The sequence below is a fragment of the Pseudoalteromonas sp. MMG012 genome, assembly GCF_018100875.1.
Taxonomy (GTDB): domain Bacteria; phylum Pseudomonadota; class Gammaproteobacteria; order Enterobacterales; family Alteromonadaceae; genus Pseudoalteromonas; species Pseudoalteromonas aurantia.
Window position 1 is genome coordinate 26,226 of sequence record NZ_JAGJEF010000004.1, and the last position, 20,627, is coordinate 46,852.

General features: G+C 39.8%; 8 protein-coding genes. 1 reads left to right on the plus strand and 7 read right to left on the minus strand.

The features are described 5' to 3' along the window. Nucleotides 1–114 precede the first annotated feature (114 nt). From J8L97_RS02270 to J8L97_RS02300, 7 genes are read right to left on the minus strand one after another with little or no spacing between them, the layout of a single operon-like run. Nucleotides 115–4,197 (minus strand): poly-gamma-glutamate synthase PgsB, encoded by a 4,083-nt coding sequence (locus tag J8L97_RS02270; protein WP_211047714.1) that lies wholly within the window; start codon nt 4,195–4,197, stop codon nt 115–117. Beyond that, nucleotides 4,187–8,467, minus strand: a complete 4,281-nt coding sequence (locus J8L97_RS02275) for a hypothetical protein (protein WP_211047715.1) — start codon at nt 8,465–8,467, stop codon at nt 4,187–4,189. The genes J8L97_RS02270 and J8L97_RS02275 overlap by 11 nt, the downstream gene beginning before the upstream one ends. Further along, nucleotides 8,446–9,207, minus strand: coding sequence for a hypothetical protein (locus J8L97_RS02280; protein WP_211047716.1), 762 nt, complete (start codon nt 9,205–9,207; stop codon nt 8,446–8,448). Before J8L97_RS02280 ends, J8L97_RS02275 begins: the two co-directional genes overlap by 22 nt. Then, nucleotides 9,194–11,473, minus strand: a complete 2,280-nt coding sequence (locus J8L97_RS02285) for a hypothetical protein (protein WP_211047717.1) — start codon at nt 11,471–11,473, stop codon at nt 9,194–9,196. The genes J8L97_RS02280 and J8L97_RS02285 overlap by 14 nt, the downstream gene beginning before the upstream one ends. Then, on the minus strand, nt 11,460–14,573 hold the full coding sequence (locus tag J8L97_RS02290; protein ID WP_211047718.1) for a poly-gamma-glutamate biosynthesis protein PgsC/CapC: 3,114 nt from the start codon (nt 14,571–14,573) through the stop codon (nt 11,460–11,462). The genes J8L97_RS02285 and J8L97_RS02290 overlap by 14 nt, the downstream gene beginning before the upstream one ends. Then, nucleotides 14,573–16,552 carry a hypothetical protein gene (locus J8L97_RS02295; RefSeq protein ID WP_211047719.1) on the minus strand — a complete coding sequence of 660 codons (1,980 nt, stop codon included), beginning with the start codon at nt 16,550–16,552 and terminating at the stop codon, nt 14,573–14,575. Before J8L97_RS02295 ends, J8L97_RS02290 begins: the two co-directional genes overlap by 1 nt. 21 nt (nt 16,553–16,573) lie before the next feature. Next, on the minus strand, nt 16,574–18,805 hold the full coding sequence (locus J8L97_RS02300) for a CapA family protein (RefSeq protein WP_211047720.1): 2,232 nt from the start codon (nt 18,803–18,805) through the stop codon (nt 16,574–16,576). A 260-nt stretch (nt 18,806–19,065) separates the two neighbouring features. Between J8L97_RS02300 and tyrR the strand changes: the two genes are divergently transcribed. Next, nucleotides 19,066–20,622 (plus strand): transcriptional regulator TyrR, encoded by a 1,557-nt coding sequence (tyrR, locus tag J8L97_RS02305; RefSeq protein ID WP_192508310.1) that lies wholly within the window; start codon nt 19,066–19,068, stop codon nt 20,620–20,622. The last annotated feature ends 5 nt before the right edge of the window (nt 20,623–20,627 follow it).

Genomic DNA, 20,627 nt, shown 5'->3' on the forward strand with positions numbered 1-20,627 from the left:
AAATTTCTAATCTTATTGTCGTACTTTTTAGTGTCGAGGTCAATTAAATGACAAAAATACGCACGATGCTATTATTCCAAGTGATAAGAATAAAGTATTTATAATCCTTTTGGGTTACTTTTCTTTTGGCAATGATAACCACCCAGGTTTTTGACTACGGTTTAGTTGTGCTAAAACTGTAATGGCCTTTTCCATTGTTATCCGTTGTTCAGCAATATCAATATAGACTTGTTGTGCGGTTTTTTTTCGTTTCACAGCAGCGCCAGCGTCTAAAAATGACTCGATAACTTGCAGTAGAAACATCGTTAATTTGGAGCGTTCCCTAGTTGAACGATTGGCAGTTATCAATTTACGTGATTTAGTGAGTCTGTCTTTTATATGTGTAATTTCTGCTTGGCTAAACTCATTTTGTGCATGAGCAAGTGCAGCTACATTCACTAAAGCGTTATCTAAATAATCAGTTTCTAAAATACTGAACCTGTCTTGTTGTGCAAATTGTGTGAGGAGTGAGCGAAACTCAGCTTGGCTTACTTGTTCGTTTAACAGTTTTTGGCACACTTGATACGTCTTTTGATACTTTTGCCATGTGTAAACATAATTTAAGCCTGCACCTTTAATATTTTGCATGCCAACAATCAGTTGGTGCTGATGATCGCATGCGAGGTGACTGATTGTGGTTGTTAGAGCATCAGGTGTAACTTGTGCATCATCAATTAACAGACAGCGTTCCGCAAATATCTCAACTAAAGGTTTTAGCATTAAGGTGCTGAGCGAGTGTGATCCATTGATTGTATCCAAAATTAACTGTATTTGAGTAAACTGCGTAAAACTTGTTGTGAGCAATTCAGCTTGTTTGTCATTACTATCGAGACGTTTACTTAAGGCGATGTTTAAAGTGTTAACCTCATTGATATCATCGACGCTTAAGGGATTGTCTACAAGAGAAACATTAGCTCGTTCTAACCATTCAGCGGTGTTGAATGGTATTTTAAGTTGCTTTATTAAGTGTTTAAGATCGTCAAAATCTTGATTGCTAATAATTCGTGCAATCCGTGTGTGTAATGCTTGCTCTAAATATGAATAGAAACCATCAACGTTGCTGCCAACCACGACGACAAAATCATAACTTAAATCTTCAATCACAATTTGCGCGAAGACTTTTGAGCGCGCAACTCTGTCATTGCGATTATTGATCAGTGCGATAGTTTGTATATGAGGCAAGTCCCCCATATCAAAAAGACCTAACCTGCGCCAGTTCTCCAATGTAGCTAAACGCTCATTTGCCGACATGCTGTTAACAAAGGATTGCTTTATTTTACCAATCGGAGCTGCTTCAAAGTGTTGTAATACGCCAATGTCAGGCACTATACGCTCAGCAGTTTCCTTAAATACAAAGTCTTTTTCAATGCCAATATATTGTGCCATCTTTGCAACTAACGCGATGTTGTCTGGATGCTCATCATATGGGTAGAGAGCACGTATATCAGGTGTAATTTGAAATCCATCTCCCCAATGAACCTGAATTAAGGTTGTGTTATTTATGGTAGCGGCTTCATTGAGGATCGGCATCATGGTTTGTTCTGATGTAAATACTTGCGTATTTTTGCCAATAAAAGCAGACATTTCTCGCGCAACATCTATACCGGTCGGGCCTAGTATATCTTCATGGTCTGGGTAAGCATTGGTGATTGTGGCGAAGTTGTCTTGCATCCATCGGCGCAATATTTTTACGTATCGTGGTGTTAATCCCATACACTCCCATAGAAAGACATCGGCGTTGACTGATTTGGCAAACGAAAGCACATCACTTTGTTCCCAAATACTTGCTTTATCGAATGGTCTAAAAAGTGGTATTTCACATTGTTCGCCAGAGCTTTTGGAATAAATCATCATCGCTTCACAGCCCGTGGTTTTGGTGATCACTCGCAGTGCTAGAGCGCTGAACAGAGCCGCTTTAAGCCGCTCAGTTCCCGACTTCCCCCGAGTGCCCCAGCCGCCAATACTGACTGGAATGTGTTTACGGTTATGCATGATTTTTCGGCTAACATAAATGTGGCGACTCCAAAAATATCCCATAAAGCCAACAACAAAAAAAACCAATTGAGGCAGGGTATTTTGATATATAGAATATAGGTACTCTTTAAAGCTGAGCCAAATATTAAGTATTGGCGCAGACACAGAGAGTCTTTCGAATAACTTTTTAATGCTAGGCTCTACTGGGAAAGTTGCACTTTCAAGTGCCCCATAAGGCTTAAATTGTAAGATAAACCCCATAGAGTTTAATTGTTCTAAAAAACGACGCTGCTCTAGTTCATTGCCCTTCCTAAGCTTGTCTAACGCTTTGAAGTTAATTGATATACGCCAATAAGCAGCAGTTCTTTTCCACAAAGTTGTGGGTTTTGTGATCTCTAGAAATCCATCAGGTGTATAGCTTTTCACTGGGCTTGGCAGGTTATCTTGGCTTAAAATTGAAAGTAGGTAATCAAGTAAAGGCAGATGTGGACGAGTACTTAATTCGGATAAATGATATAACGGTTCTCCAGGGACGTTGGTTTCACTTATTTCTGCGACGGTGCAGCTAGGGACATGAAGTTGAGCATTGGGCTTTTTGGCTAATACATGGCTAAAGCTTTGTCGTTTATCTGTACTTGGGTGAAAAAATTCGTGCCAAATGCGCCATAACCTGCGACCCATTTTATAACCTACTTGAATGGACCAGGCTCCCTTATGTTGCTTACCATTAAACCCATGTTGCTGTTGTGCTCTAAAGCTGAGCGCTCTGCCTAGCGCTTGATGTTCAGTATCTGCCGCTAACTTTATAGTGTGAACTGAGGTTATTTGTGCATCTATATTTGCGACTAACGATTGTTGGTAAAAGCTAGCTAGTTGCTCTCTAGTGCGTGAGATACACCGTTTTATAGCAATATCTTGAGTCGTTATTAAAGCGTTATTTAGCTGCTCAATAAATTGAATAAATACAGTATCAGGCTTATCACTATCTAATTGCATATTAAGCATAATACGCGCACTTTGCTCTAACGTAATGCGCTTGATGGCCACACTTTCTTGGCCATCAATCACTTTTTTCCAAATTTCATAAGATAATGCGGCATCACAAAAGCGGGTCGCAGATAGCTGTTTAATAATCGTAAATCGAACAGCGTCACAATTTTCTTCTATAAAACGGCTTTGTAATATCGCTTTAGCCAATGAGTCAGAGAAGTTAGCAATTTGTTCAATGAGTGATTGACGGACCCTCGGATAAGGGTGATGGCTACACTGCTCAATTAAACGTTCATCTTGAGTATTGAGGGTGCTTTGTCGGCATAATATTTTTGGAATTGCACTTAATATAAAAAGTTGATCATTGTTTTTCGGTTTATGGGGATAGCTATTGACGGATTCGTCTAACAACGCCCACATATGGCTGCGAATAAAGGTGGGTCGTTGGTGAATGAGTATCTCAAGGATATCTATGACAGCAAGATAAGGTGTATCTTGATTTTCTAGCTGCTCAATGAGTTTAGAGGTTAACTCTGAGTCAAGATCAGGGTCAGCATTACACTCATGAATTAGCGCAACTTGATTAACTAAAGCCCGGATCATGCCATGACGAACATGTGCGTTAGGGCTTGCTTCTAACAGCCTCAAGAAAAAGGGTTGTAAATCTAGTTTTGCCCAAGTGTCCGTTAGTAATGCTTCATTATTTCTTAAGTACCGTTTGGTTATAGCACCTAATTTTGAGATCAGAAACTTAAGGCTTTGTTCAATGTCAGCTACTTGACTTTGATAGCGACCAATAACAGCCCCCTCGTCAAACCAACGTGAAAAAGCGGCTTTGTCGGCTTTTAATTGCTCTGAACTGGCGCCCAGTTCTTCTGCATAATTTAAAATATGTAGCTCTTTTTCAGCATCAAAATCGGCTTTTGCAAACCTTTCAATAAAATTTTTATAACCCGCTTCAAGCCCTTGTAAATTCACATGTAATTGTTCTATTTTGTGGCGTAAAAATGCAATTGTTTGCAATTGTAGCCAGTCGATTTGTTGTTCAGCCTCTGGTTTGTGTTTGATTAACTCCCAGTTTGCAAGTTCATTAACTAAAGTTTGATATTTATGGTGATATAAATTAAGCCAGAACTTCTCTGTATCGGCAAAAAGTAAGTTTTCTAAGTGTTGTTGTATTTTATCAGTGGCCATAAATATCTTGTTCAGCAAAATGAGAGAGCTGGAGTGATTGAAATAAAATTTCATCGTGTGCAAAAGGGGTAAAGCCGGTATTTTGTAAATTGCCTAAATTAACTTCAAATCCTATAGCATGTTCATTATTAAACCAATCCTGTGTCCAGCTGAGTTTTACCCAACCAGCGGTATTGCTGCTAAAATCATACAATGTTTGCCAGCTTAATTGCGTTAAATATTGCCATGTATCGTTGGGCCTATTTTCATCTGCAAATTTATAAATGCTTTGCAGTTGTGCAGCAAAGATCTGGCCTTGATAATATTGTTGTGTGGTGGCGCTAAAGTAGACATTATCAAAAGAGTGCCAATTCTGGTTCGAGATACCGCCCATTCTAAAGCTGAGTTGGTTGTCTACCCAAGGTTGATATCGATATTCATATTCGGCTTGCCAGCCGTTCATATGATCCTGTCTATAAAACCCGAAAATACTAGGGTTAATTTTTAAGTCATCTAAATAAGTTTGTGTATCTACACTGGTGTAATAGTAAAAGGGCTGCCACCACCATTGATGCCTATCACTTTTATCGTTTCGCCAACTTTCACCAACTCTAAAACGTGCGAGTCCAGCATACTGACTCTGGGTGATATCACTACTGTCTTGCCAACGGTTAAATAGAGCAGTTTCGCTAAACCAGTGACTATTATCATCTTGCCAATTATGGACCGCGTTCATTACATAGGTATCATAATTATGATTACTGAGTGAATAAGCAATTTCTAACCTATACCAATGCTGCTTATTATTATTGCGTAACCTAATACCAAAATCTAAATTATGATTGGCAGGTAGGGGCTCGTTTGTTTCAAATATACCTGAGCGACCATAACGCATAAACCCTTCCACATGCGTTAAATTACCATCCATTTTAAGCGTATTTTTAATAAATTCGTTGGCTGTTGGCTGTTGTATCAATTTCGGCTGTACTATGGCTAATGGTGTGACCGGAGGGGAAACGGCTAGTGTATGTTTATTGGGCTTTAGCTGCCATGTAAATACACGAGCGAGTTGGGCATGGGTACTGGGTAACGTTAATGTTCCAGCAGGGTGAAAGATTACTTTTTCAGTGCGTTGCATCGCGTTAATTGTTTCTATTTTTAAGAGTTGATCTCTATTTAATTTCAGCGTTGTGGGCTGCTTTTGTGTCGCATAGTAAAACAGTTGTTTGGTGTCTAAATCTACGTCCTGCCAATAACCCTCTCTAAAGACTAAGACACTGACATTGAGTAGTTGTGATACATAAGGGTTTACCCAGTTGAGCATGACTTGACTGTCTGATTGCTCGGTGTTGTTTAAAGCATACTCTACTGGACTGTTTGGTGTTACGGGCCATAGAATATGATTATCACCCGTTTCAATCAATATGTTGGCATATTGATTGGGTAACAGCTCTGTTGGAGCAAACGTAAATTTTAGTTTGATGGGGAGCGTTTGTAGTTCGCTCATATCTAGATATAAAGTGTGATGAGGACGAAGCAATACGCCATCCAGTCGAATGTTTTTACTAGAATGACGATTTACTTGCTCAGCCAAGCTTCGTTTTAAAATAGCATCTGTATCAATTAATTGGGTTCCCGCATAATTGCTATAATGTTTACTCGTTTGCCAATGCCCAAAATGTTTCACGCGGCTCATTAGGGTGGCAAGCTCTGTTGGTAAGGTTTCAATTGCTAACCGAGTAAACAACAAAATAAATTCATGTTCAAGGAGTGATTGAGATTCAAGCCGCCACAGAGCATTCGTTAAGAGAGTTTGCAACGAAAGGCTTGGGTCATTAATTAAGTCATCAAATGGACGAGAAAACAAAAAGGGCACATTGGCGGTTTTAGGAGGTAAAGTCCCCAAACTTTGCTGATGGAGTGTATTGATGCTCACAGAAGTCGGCATATCACTATGAATATACAACTGCTCACCTGCTTGCAAAGTGACAATACTCTCACTGGCAATAGATAATCTTGTGTTCAATGCCGGAATTTGGGCCGTTGAGGCAATATCTGAAAATATGGGGACAATCGATTGTGTTTTTTGTAAATCAAGATGTAGCCACTGTGTGCCGTTTGAATGCGATTCTTGCCAAGGCGCTCTCGCGCGCAGTTGTAATGTTAAATCTCTTTTTGCGGTTAAGGTTAGCCCTTTACCTTTGGAAATATTAAAGGCGCTATAATGGCTAGTTTCACCGAATATTGTGCTGCTGCCATAATGCGAAATTTGATAATATGAGGGCTCTTGTAAGTGCGCTTTCGACACGCTGCGATAATTACTGACTTGTAACGGTAAGGGATTCAGATGAAGAATATCTTGTTTGTCATGTACTAACCAAAGTGCGTCTAAGTACTTTTGTTGCGACAAAAGCAGCTGCTCAGCGATCGGAGGACATATTTCTAACGCCGTATTAAATACGGCACATAGCCCTTGAAGCTGAAAACTATTTTTGTTCCTCTTATATATTTCAATCAGTTGTGTCGCGGCAAAAAGTTTTAGTTTTTGATCTGATGACAGTAATAGCCCTTCTAAATAACTTTGTGCCAAGCGTTGTTGGTTTAAGCTCTCAAGTGCCTTTATTCTGAGCTGCCATGCATTTTTTTTCACTTCAAAATGTGGACTTGTAACCAAGTGTTTTAAAATTGGTAATGCTTCTAAGGGGTTGCTTTTTAATAGTTGTAATGCATTACCTAATAGCCGGTGTGAGTGTATGATACTTAATTGCGGATCGGGGTTTGAGACCGTTTCTTGACTGTGATTTGTATAAGGAGTAAGTCCGTTTATGTAAGCGTCTGCAGTGCGTTGAATCTGAGTATTCATATGCGTATAAAGCGTTGGAAGTTTGTCTTTTAATTTGCCTTTTTGGACATATAACAGTTCGTTATTCGGCAAGGTTAGTAAGTCATCAACTTGCAGTGCTAATTCAATGCTATTTTGATGCTGAGTGCTAAATTCGACGGTGCGTATATCTCGGGGCAGCGGCACTGTAAGCTTAATAAAGTGCTGGCTGGCTTTTAATGCGATGGTAAAGTTTTTGTGTGGAGCCTTCATGTTTAAGGTTGTATCGATAGGCGTACGAACGAATAGGGTAATGTAGCTGCGCACACGACTGAGGTGTGACCAATCAAAAGCGAGTTTACCTTTTAAGCGATGTACTAGGGCATCACGAGTTAGTGAACTTGTATAAAGGTGATTTAGAACTTTACGTTGACCTTGAACTATCGATATCTCTTGTGTTTCAGAGTAACCGGGTTCATTGTTTAGTGTAGGGAAAACAAAGCGTTGAGTGCTTATCGTTTTCATTAAATCTTGATGGCGCTTTTTTTCAATAGGGTTGGCTTTTGCAAAGTTGAAATGCATAAAGTCATCAAATCGTTCATCAAGATAAATATGAGACAGCGTTGTATTTAGGTTGTTTACCCAGTAAGGATTAAAATTCGCCTCTTGGTATTGTTGTGCTGCGTTTGAATCACGGATCCCTCGGTGCATTTGCTCAAGCTTAATAAGGGCAGGCCCATGGCTTTTGATTGTTAGATAGCTGTCTTTGGGGAGTGCGATATAGTCTGTATTCGCTGTACTCACTTTTTGTTGAATATATTCACTGGCCTGTGAATTACCTATATTGAGTATGCTCACTGGTTGTTGATTGACATAAAGACTGATAGTGCCTCTTTTATCTAGGTTATGAAGGGTTTTCCTCACCGTCACCTTGAGCTTTTTTGCATGCGCAAAGTAGGTAGTTATTTGTTCTTTATCTTCCAAATTGTAGTAAATTTCATGATCTTGAGCAAGCGTGAGTCGCGTGGTTTTCAGAGGTAATTTCAGACTACGACGAAATGGAGAGCGATGATGATGATATTGCCCTAACCATATCTCATAGCGCTGACTTTGAGTGGAGGTGTTGGTAAATTTGATAAATTGATTGCTCTGCATTGCCGGTAGCTGACAGCGCTCGTTGCGACAAGTCAGCGAAGAGACGTTGATTTTACGCATTGCTAATACGCTAGACCCTTGCCAAAGGTCTACAGCATTTAATAATTGAGCTGGTACTTCTAGCCAATTACCCTCAGGTACAAATACAGTTTGGCTATCGTTTTCTGCAAGTCGTAAATATTGAGTTGGCATAGTTAAAGAGTTTGGTTTATTTTCGTCTAGCCAAAAAGGCGCATTATACAGCGGTGTCTGTGCCGCATATGCTGGAAAAACCCAAAGGAAAATAAGGAAGCTTAAAGAGTACGGCTTAAACATGAGGTAAACTTTCTTAATAGAGGTTGATCTTGGCGTAAACGTACGCGTGTGACTTTGCTTAATTCAATATGCATGAATGAACGAGGTTTTAACCCGAGTTTATGTACTATATTTTTTGTACCGCCTAACTCTTTAACAGACGTTCCGTATAAATACGCGATAAACCCAATGCTTGTGAAGCAAGTAGTGAGTTGTTGGCCAATCAAGTCGGACGTTTTTCCTTGGCTCACAATGATATCTGCATGTTTTGCTATTTTTGAACGCCTTTTTTTGTTACTAAAACCATGAATTTGGAAGATACGTGCGCTGGGATTGTGAGTTTGATATGCAACTAATGCCGCATTATGAATATTGTATGGCCGTTTTGAAAAATCCATTGGATATTTATCGGGACTGTCGACGTAGCGTTGATGAGAATTATTTAGCATAACCTGACAAAGGTGAGTGTAGATATGTTTGCCGATCATCAGCGTGCCCGTATCATAAAATTGATGCGGAACAGACACGACACAGCGTTGATTAATCGGGTTAAAATAAACGTGTCCACCGCCCTCTTTCGTGGATGTAGCCAGTAATGCAGATTGCGATTCAATTTGTTGAAATTGCCATGGTGCAATGGCCGTAGGAACTTTAAACCATACAACCATATCGTTGTATAATGGTTGAGAGTAATTACTCAACGCACACTGCGAAAATATTATGCAGATTAGATAGAGCGTCAATTTGCTAATTGGCTTCATATAACCACCATTTTGCTTGTTTTTGTTGTTCTGATGTTTCTTCTAGTACACTAACCCAAATATCTTGATCGGTCTTTATCGTAAATTTCTTTAATAATTCTATATCGTTATTAATCGGTATTGTTATTGAAGGATAGCTGAAAAGTGATATTTGAGCAGGGTGAAGTAAAAATTCTTTATTCTCATTCGCCTTGACGAGTGCATAACGTTTTTTCGAAATTGTGTACTCGTCGGTGAGCTTTTTAGAAAAATGCCCATGTAAATGGGTATCAACGAATAAAGGTGTGTCTTGCTCATTATCTGAATAGAGTTTGATTACAATCGAATCAGGTCTTTTATCAAAATTTAACTCAAGTGATTGACCTGCTTTTAATTTAAATAAGCGTTGTTTTGCCCAGCTCCGATTAGAACCTAGATTGGTATAAAAGTGTGAACGCTTCGATTGTATCCTTAGAGGGGCATCATCAGGTAAGTCATTTAGTGCATATTCAGTATAAAAGGGGGCACTTGATGATAACTCTATGACGCGTGATTTAGCGAGTAATATTGGGTCGTTAGGCACTGTAATCTCTGACAGGTTTTTTAGTGGCCTAAAATTAAAGTCTTTAGGGGGATCAATAGGGTTGAAGTACTTTGGTTCGGTTTTAATTAACGCTGTATTTGAGCGAGGTAAAATATCGATTAGATTTCGACCATAATGAAAGGTTTGCTTAACCTCAATTTCAGGAGGAGGCTCAAAGAGTCTAACATTCAACATCTTTTGTTGTTCAGTAAAGGTAAAGTCATTCTGCGCTTGTTGAGAAAACCACGCATCTATTTCTGTAAATTCAGGTAAATCGACTTGGCATAGAGCTTCGCATAATACCGTTTGGTAATGAAAGTGTGCTTGTCTCGCTTGCATTTTTGCACTAATTGTTTCTTTACTACTTATCGATAAAAACGCAGCATTGCTTGGAAGGCGCAGGTAAAACCTTTCTGAATCTGTGGTTACGCTTCTGAGTGTGTCGGGAGTGATGATGCGGTCAAACAGTGCTTGTTGTCCTTGCAATTTGACTTGATGAGTTTCGATAAGTTGTTTCTGAGTGTTAAATAAGGAAACAGATATGAGAGCGCCTTGTGCCCCTCTAAATTGAAAATTTATATCACTATTTGGCGCGACTCGATAGTTGGCAGATAAACTCTCATCAATACCGTAATAATAACTGTGCAAGGGTGAGATCGGGGTTGTATCAGCTAAAAACCAACTAGATTGTGTCATTGTTTTGGACTGAATGACGATAAGACCTGGTTGAGTATTAAGTAATTGATAGGAATTAGGGTTTTCTAATTTTTCCAGTGTTAATTTTTTAGGCTTTTCTCGTTGTTTAAGGTCGTACCAAGTTATGTTGATATCTGCGATGTTTCCCTTGATATTTGCAGTAATATCACCGCCTTCATAAACTCGAAATGAAGCCGATAAGTCTTGATCGGTATAGAAACCGTCGAGATCCAATTGTTGCGCACCAAAATCATATGTCAAAACATGATAAGGGAGAGTTTCATATAGAGTATCGGCTTTGAAATCAATATCAGGTACACCTTGTGGCGCAAGCTTTAGCCAATCAAATGTCACTGCATTATGAATTTCTCGAGTGGTAATCGCATTGGCGCCAATGGTGTGGTAAGCGATTGTACGTTCGCGCCATTCTACCGGGAGCTTTAACCAAGCGCTATTTATGTCATCTGTATCTATTGGTGTTTTTGCATGTATGCGAACGACCACGCCTTTGAGGCTAGAATCTTCAGGTATTACCCGCAATGCAATCCGGCTTGCATTGGTGAGCTGCTCACTATTTATATAAAAAGATTGTCCAGAAGACACTGATAATGCTGCTTTATTCTCAATAATTTGTTTAACTTGTTGTTGGTCGGCGTCCAGAGCCAACTTCGAAGCGTGATGATACACTTTTTGCATCAGCTGGTTATTGTCTTGGTCAAGTAATGTGTATTCTATGGCATAATTAATAGGCTTATCAAACTCGACCTGTTGAGCAAAAATTGCATTCGATAGAATTCGCAAGTTATATGTTCTCGATGGAGAGAAGTTATAAACAAGGGCTTTATCTGAATGTAGCCAATGTACATTCGACCGAGTTTCTTTATCTGAACGTTGCGCCATAGGCTCTGCTGATTGTAGCCAAAAGTAAAAGCGTACCCCAAACCAGAAAACAATGATAAGCAATACTAACCAAAATGTTATTTTCAACAGCCACTTAATATAATACATGCTGGCCCCTTCTTATCGCGGCTTCATATACATGGCGGTCTATTAGCTTGTTTCGGGTTGGTAAGTATAGGGCAATCAAGGTACTCCCGTCTTTAATGGCCAATGCGAGCTCATATTCCGGATCAAGTTTGACAGCTTGTAAAGTACAACGTTTTCCGGCTTTGCAATAGTCAGTGAGTAAAGGTAAGTGTTGAGATATTGCATATTCATCAGTGATGTGGCGCAGCTTTTCAATACTGGCTTTATCTACACTAGCCCAATCATTTGGTGCGAGCGTCGATAGCATTAAACTGGGTAAGTGTGCGACATCTGAAATTGCCAATAATCGTTGCAACAGTGCTTGTTCAGATATAGAAAAGTGTTTTTTAAAATCGGAGGCTAACCATAATGTAGCGAGTTCACTATTTGGGGCAAATAACTGATAACCAGTTTGTGGTGATGTGCCGAGCTCTAAGCCTCTTGTTGCAGTTTGACCTTGTACTATTTGATGCTCAACACCTAGTTTTGTTAACGCTAACCGTAAATCCCTTAATACTGTGCTTTGGAATGTGTGCGGATGCGTAAATTGAAATGCAATTGCACTGGGTCTTATATGTGACGGTGCACTATGACTGCGAATTTGCAAGTTCATGATATTTTTATCGTGATCATGACGCAACACACTTTGATGTACTATGTTAAAAAGTGACTTCACATTTGCAGGGGTCATTACATTAGAATAAGGGCTTGCGTACGGGTGCGCACCTGCGATAGACAGCACTTTACCTTGAATGTGTGTAAATAATTGTGCTGAAAATTTTAAAGTATTACTTTCGAATAAAGGCCTCGGCACTTGAATATTGAGTGATTTTGCTGGGTTTAGGTTAATAAAGAAAATACCTTGACCCTTTTCATAAAACTGCTGTTCAGGAATGGAGGCTATCATGATGTAACGGCCTTGCTCTGACATCATGAATGTTAGTTCGTAACCCACCATTTGTGCGATATTGTTAATTTGATTGAGCCTGTTTTGGATATTGGCATTAATCGTTTGATTATTTAAACCATCTACTAAAATGTACAGGGGGCGGAGTATCTCAAACTCCCATAGTGCCGCTTCATTATCAGACAATAATGCAAAGTGCTCACTGCCTTTTGCACTAATATGTGGGATGTAATGTTCAATTGCATTTTCTACTGAATCAGTCAAATATGTGATTGGAGCTTGATTAATTTGGCCGTCGGCGAGTGCCACTTTTGACATCAAGGAGGTATAATTTGCGGTGTCTAAAAAGGTTTCTAAAAACTGACCTGAAAACTCTCCCCCAGGTAGGCTAAATGAGCTTGCTAAACCAAACGAACTATTTTTGCAATTAAGTAGTTCTCTTAATTCTTTTTGGCTAATTGCATTCGGTAGTTGATTATAAGCCCACAGTTGACACTGATGTATAAATGGACTGTTGTTTAAGAGACTTTGGCTACGCGTATTTATTTCTCGTACTTGTAGGATTTGTTCAGCTGACAGTGCATTAATGAACGCAAGATAGTACTTACTTTGTTGGCTAGGTGAACTGGCACTCAAAGATTGTGTTAGTTGCGTGCCAAAGAGCAAAGCGCCGCTATTTAAATGTGATAATAATAACCCTGCGGCATCACTTGCTAAGCGCTCAGATGAGGGATGTGGTACTGTGATCAGTAGTTCAGAAGTTGGTTGTTTCGTTAATATAAATAAACCACGCAGTGAAAGCTTTCTTGCATCTTGAATATAAATATAGTGTTCGTCTTGGCGTAGCAAAAAATCTAGTTTCATTAACATAGCACGGGCTTCATCAAAGAGTTGCGTATTTTGCCTGTCTCGGTTTAACAACCTAACAGCGGACTGAAATTGTTGTAATTGTTGCCCCTGTTGATATTGGCTAATCTCAATTTGGTTTTTTTTATCCGTATATAAATAGCTTTTGTATTCACTGATCATATGCGTCAGGCCACTCACGGCTTGATGTGTCTGAAGCTCTTTTATATGTGCCGAGCCAAATATGGATGGTACAAACATGATCACAAAGCCAATCGCGATGGCGATAAAGCCGCCAACAACAGAGGTTTGAAATGTGGCCCTGATCACCAGTCCGAGCGCACTTTTTTGATAAATTTTTAATGCGAGTAAAGTTGAGAGCATATAACCGAATGCAAAAGTGTCGGTGACTTTTAAACTTGGATAATATTGAACAACGACGTAATTTAACAAGAGCTTATACACAAAACCAATATTAAAGAAAAATAGTAGGAGTCGAGCGCCTTCGAAATTAGCATGACGTAGTCTAGTAAAGTGCAATAGCCCACTGCCAATAATAAGAATTACAGCGGTTTCTGCAAATGATGTGAGTAATTTACTCGGCTGCATTAATTGTAAAGCGAGCAATGCAGGGAGCATGATACCATTAAACTCCCAGCCGTATTTAATATTTGCACGAGATGCGATAAACGCTGTGATGACCAAGATAATGTACGCTTTCGGCGCTGCTATAATGGATGCTGCAACGGCTTCATACATAATAGCAAGATTAGCAATACTAAAGTTGCTGTAAGGCATTAAGATAAAACGGACAATGACATAGGTGAGTAACAGCTGGATAAGCGTCACTTTTGCACCGTATCTGAACCCTCCATTCCACATGACATTCGCGGTAAGAGCAATAATAACGAGCCCTAAGCTATATAATTGGGCAGCATAATCAAAGGTAATGTCCCATAAAGAGAACAGCGACGCGATAGTGGGCCAAAATAAGGTGTCCATGGTGACCCTTACCAAAATGCTGATCAAAATTATGGCGAAGAACCTATCTCTGCCAAACATTTCAGCAAACCCAAATCGTTCCATCATAGTTTTGGCTGATAATTTCATCACAATGTAAACAATCACCGCCTCAATTAAAATAACAGTGGCAGAGGTGGGACTTACAATAAAGAGTGGAACTAAATACCCAGGGACAACGAGTCCCGTTAAGGGGAATCCAAAACGTAAATTGAGAAAGCAAACAACCCCAATGCCTACCCAAACCGTAGTAATAACAGATTGACCCAGGCCGCCCCCATTCGGGAATATATTTAATAACCAGTCCATTAATCAGATATCCACTCAGACTGCTTTTGAATTTCTTGCTGTTGGGTCAAAGTGGATAATTGTGATAATAACAAGCTGGGATCATCTAGATGTGCGACGAGATCTGAAATATTTATAAATTCGAACAAGATCCCACCGACCTCAAATGGGTCACCCGCGCTATTTTTCACCTCAGAAGCCCCAATGGTACGCACAGAAAGAATGTAAACTTGATCATCGAAAGTCACTGGCTGGTACAACTCACCTCTATGAAGTGTTAAATAACGTAACTTACCCTTAGCTACATCATGTTCGAGCTGGCCCACCTTAGCGAGTAAATCTAAAGCTGTCATGTCAAAAATTGATAAACTCTGCTGTCGGGCGAGGGTTTCTAATGCTTGGTTGGTTTGGATAACTTGTCCAAATAAATTAAATAAAACGGTTGCAGAGCCGACTTGATTAAACACGTGTTCAAGTGTGGATAGTTTCTGTTCCATTTCATTGATTGAGAGCTTTATTTTTTGGCTTAGAGGTTTTTCTAAATTTAATGTTAATGCCCGCGTGAGCACACTATTATTGGCACTGTCTTGGGCGCTAAAAATACGATAGTGAAATAATAACTCACCTATTTGGTTAGCAAAGCGGTTTACATTTTTTAAAAAAGCCGCTTCATTAAAATGTTCATCGGTGCGAACGGTCATCGCCCAAAACCCTCTGATATCCCCTGCGTACATAAGAGAGACAATATATTGTGTTTCATCGTCGGTGATATTATCAAAAAATGGCCGTGTAATGCTCACCGCACCAAACTGCTTAATGGCGTCAGAATAGGGGGGACGTTCATAGTCTCGCCGCATTTCATGAATATTTGAGAGCTGGCAGTTAATGGCACGAATTTCGTAAAGTCGATGATCTCCTTCTTGGCGAGCAAGAAATATGCTTCTATCTAAGTCGAGTTGTTGCTTAACGAGTTCAATAATTGCATCCCAAGGATTACTTTGTTCAACAAAAGATTTAGGCAGGTAGCGTCCTAACATACGTTGCTGGATATTGTTAATAATGCGTTGTAAGTCGTCTTCCTCTACCCATTTCTTAGCAAAGAACATCCACACTAATGTTAAAACAGTATAGGTAGTGAGTTGTCCCGCGGGAATTAAAGTATGCCAATAAATGAGTATAAAGTATGCACTTATAAACCAGAGTAGGCAAAGACCAAAAGCAATTATCAGGTTTATATTGATACTAAACTTTTGATAAAGCACCATTAATATTAAAACAATAATGACTTGCACAGTTAACGACGGCCAACCATCAAATGTAGCCACTAAACTATTTGTATCTATATTGTGTGCAATGTAGGCATATAAATAGGCGGCATCATGAAATGAGTCGACCTTTGGTGCTTTTAATCTCATTCCATAACCGTGAGTTCGTTGTGTTAATACGATTATTTTATTGTTTAATTGAGATTCTAAAATATCGCCAGATAATACGCGATCGCTATCGAATTTTGGTAGGGCGTGTGGTTGTAATGAAAAATTAATCAGTGCGGTATCAGGTAATTGTTTTTTAGGGAAAATGAGGTGCCAAATGTTATCACATGATTCAGTTGGTAAATTCTTAAAAATGATCGTGTAACCAGCCCAACTTTCAATGGGCGATAAGCATTGATTAGTCTGTGCATGAGGGTACAGTACCGTACTAGCGTGTCCGGTCGAGGTGCTGAAAATAAGGTCTGAAAATACAATGACAGCTTTTGGTGACCCAGCATCTATAATGTGGAGTAGCGCATTATGCTGTCTTTGAAGGTCGCCACTTTCAATGACAACGACGTCTGTATTTTGCTCAGATTGCACTACACTGAGTAAGTGATATATAGGCGCATTTATTTTCTCGATCGTACCACTTAACTCTAAGGCAAGCATGCACCCCACCAAGCTTAACATGAGCCAGAATGTTTTTTGGCGCCGAATGATAAAGTACTGCTGCTTTATCGACATATTACTCCTTGCGCAGAGCCGCTAAAAACTGCGAAAAGAAAGTGTTAATGTGAGTGCCTCATCAGTATTGACTCTAAGAAAATCAAGGCCATGCATTTTACTAGTTTGCCATTGAGATTCGTTAAATTGCAAGGGCCTTTGCCATGAAATCAACGCAATTTCATCTAATTGTAGAGTTGCATTACCGTCAGTGGGAGGAGCGTGCGTTAATGCTAAATTAACACCTCTAGCTGGCAGATTTTCAGGACCCATAACTTGACTATCATCAGGGAGTTCAAAATGATGGACGAACGGTGTCCAATCATAACTTGATGCAGTCATAAGAGGGACTCTATTGAATGAAAATTCGAACCCATCTTCCGCTGTCGTTACAGTTAATTCAGCATTAAAGTCGCCTGCATTGTCACCTTTAGCATAGCCAAAAAGTGTAAATTCGTGGTATGCATCGGAAACACTTTCCGATGGGGTGATAGGCATAGTGCGAATTGTTTGTCTAAATGGTAACCGCAAAGGGGTATTGTCGAATTGTGTTCTTGTAAGGCACATACCTTGGCGATGTCTATATACACCTGTTATACAAGGTATTGCATCTTCATCACTGTGTTCCCAGCGAGATACTTCACCAAACTCATCATCGTTATCCCAGTCTTCAAAGTCACCGAATATCATCAAATCTCTGCCGAGTGTGAATTGAGCACTGTTATTTTTGTCAGCAGTAATTTGCGCTAAAAATGCATTGCTTGGCGCGAAAGCTCTTAAATCTACAATTTGTGTTCCAGCCGATATGGTGATTGTTTTTGTGGTAGTTATCGGTGGAGTATTCAGGCCTTGGAAAGTGACTAAGGCATAGCCTGACTTGGGAATAACAGTCACATTATCGTCTGAAAACTCCGCGAGCCGTCGTGATAAATAATCACTCAAAAAGCCATTTACTAACCGGGGTTGGTAGTCTTCAATATAAATTGGATATGCTTTAGCACGTTGTATTTTGTGTTCAGCAGCATTATCAATGGTTACAGATACAGCCACACCTAACAAAGTCTCCAAGCGGTTTTGGTCGAATATTAAGTTGCCTAAACCTAAAATCGCGGGTGTCGAGTCATAAACAGCGAAGCCTTGGGCAACGTGAGGGTGGTGTGCAATAGCCAAATCAATAGAGCGTCGAGCTGCGAATTCGAAGCGGTTAGTTATGTACTGTGTCGGAGAGAAAGAGTACTCATCGCCACCATGCATTTGTACTATTGCAAAGTCATGATTTGATGCGACATCAGTGAGCGCATTGTTTAACTCTAAATCGTTGGTTAAATCGGCTGCCCCTCCCTTATTTTCTTGTGCGATATAGTTTATAGGATTGGCGTTACCGGTAATTGATGTCGCAGATACCAAGCCTAAATTAATGCCATTCACTCGTGTTGTAAGTGGGCGGTAAGCTTGAGTCGCATTCATGCCTGCACCACTATGGAGAAAACCCGCATCATTCACGTATTTTAACGTATCTATTAGGCCAGGTTCTAAATAGTCGTACACATGATTATTACCCAGTGCAACATAATCAACGCCTATATCTTTTAAACTATTTAATGTATCAGGGAGAGAGAAAAACGAAAACTCTTTGGTGGGGTGGACACTGCTTGGGTTTAATAATACAGGCGATTCTAAGTTTATTGAGCTAAAATCTGCAGTTGCAAACAAAGGTTTGATAAATTTAGTAATGTTTGTGGCACTGGTTGCCGCAGTTTCATTTTGAATGAGTGCTTGTGCAACATTAGGCACATTGTTGGTCATGGTCACTAAGCTGGGGTCCATGAACCTGCGGCCGAACATAGTATCACCACCAAATAACAGTGTAGCCTGCTGTGATGTTTGCGCGATTAAATTAATGGTTGTTGATGTGGTTGATAATAAACGCATATTAGAAATATGTGGCGCATACCCAAGTTTATTTACAACAAGGGTATAGTTTCCGAGTTTTATATTTGTAACTTCTACTTGGCCTACATTGTCGGTATTTAACACCTTACCTGCAAAAGTGACGAGTGCATTAGCAAGAGGTTGCCCTGAGTGATTAAGTACTTTTAGTGACATATTTGCGGTTTTGTCACTTTGTTGGTTTTGTTGTTGTTGTTCTTGTTGCTGCTGTTCTGTTTCTGGTGCATCGTAAGCATCTTCTACAGAGCAACCTAAAAGTAAGAGTGTAGTACACAGCGCAATTAATACATCTCTAATTGAAAACCATACTTTTTTTCTATGCATATAGCCTCGGACCTAAAAATAAAACATTATTAATACATAAATCCATCCTTTAGTATTGTAATTTAATTATTGTCATAACAACAGACTGTTTAAATATTTATTCAGATGAAATGAATGACTGTGTGGTGATAGCTGTACAATTTGAATGTTAATTAAGAGTATAGACCTTATTGTGCAAAATAGTTTACATTTTTCTAGTCCAGTGACTATTCTTAGAGTATGATCGCGCTAAATTGATAACACCCCTTTTTGAGGAACGAATGCGTCTTGAAATTCATTGTGCAGACCGTATCGGTATTGCTCAGGAAATACTCAATATATTAGTCAATTACCAAGTTGATTTGAAAGGTATTGAAGTGGATTCTGTTAATTGCAGAATGTACGTTAGCTTTCCACCGATTGAATTTGAACAGTTTCAAAAGATTATGCCTGAGATTCGCCTTATTGATGGGGTCGAAGACGTGAGAACGACGGCTTTTTTACCATCGGAACGTGAACATAATGAGTTAAACACTTTGCTCAGTGCATTGCCTGATGGGGTCATTTCAATTGATGCGAAAGGCTGGGTGAGGCATTGTAATGATGCGGCGAGTAAAGATATTAACCTCCCAGATTCAGATATTATTGGTGAAAACATCAATAATTTATTGAAAGGGTTTAATTTTACTCGATGGCTAGAAGGGAAAGAAGTATTAGGCCAAACAACGCGAGTCGAGGTTGGTGGTGAAGATTATATTGCTGATATATTACCGATCGCAGTGCCTCAAGGTCCAGAAGGGGATGTGTTAGCTGGTGCGGTAATTAATATTAAGTCACAAAGCCGATTAGGGCAGCAAGTGAGTGCGTTTAGGCGATACGGACAAGAAAGTTTTGCGACTATCCATAATCATAGTACCGCGATGCGACGGGTTGTACGCGAAGCGCGAAAAATGGCGCAGCTGGAAGCGCCAATATTAATTACGGGTGAAACAGGGACAGGTAAAGAGCTACTGGCAAGAGCATGTCACTATGCGTCAAATCGATCGCTCAAGCCGTTTATAGCACTTTCTTGTGCTTCGTTGCCTGATGATGTTGCTGAGTCTGAGCTATTCGGTTATGCCGGATATGAAGATAATGCTGCTCCTAAACGAGGTGTACTTGAACAAGCTGATGGCGGCACTGTATTTTTGGATGAGGTGGGGGAAATGTCTCGCCAATTACAGACCAAATTACTACGCTTTTTGCAAGACGGTACATTTAGAAAAGTCGGGGATGAAAACGAAGTTAAAGTCAATGTTAGGATTGTAGCGGCTACACAAAAAGATTTGCCAGCGATGGTACAAGAGGGGAGTTTTCGAGAAGACCTTTACTATCGAATCAATGTACTGACTTTGGAGATCGCGCCGTTACGAGACCGAAAGGCAGATGTTGGCCCGCTAGCGGAGCACTTTATTCAAAAGTACGCGCAGCAGAATGGCCAAGTTGCTCCTTTACTGGACAGTGATTGCCTCGAGTTTCTAGAACAGTACCCTTGGCCTGGAAATATACGCCAATTAGAAAACTCTATCTATCGAGCTGTGTCGTTACTCGATGATAAGCAATTGCGTGTCGAGCATATGCAACTACCGACCTTCACTCATGATTTAGGGTATCTTGAATCAGACTTTGAAGGGTCGTTAGAGCAGGCAGTAAAACGCTTTGAAGCAACGTTATTACGTAAGCTTTATCCCGCATATCCGAGTTCTCGACAACTAGCGAAAAGGTTAGGCCTGAGCCATACGGCGGTTGCGAATAAACTAAGAGAATACGGCATTAACAGAAAAACAGTGAAGGTGTAGGTAAC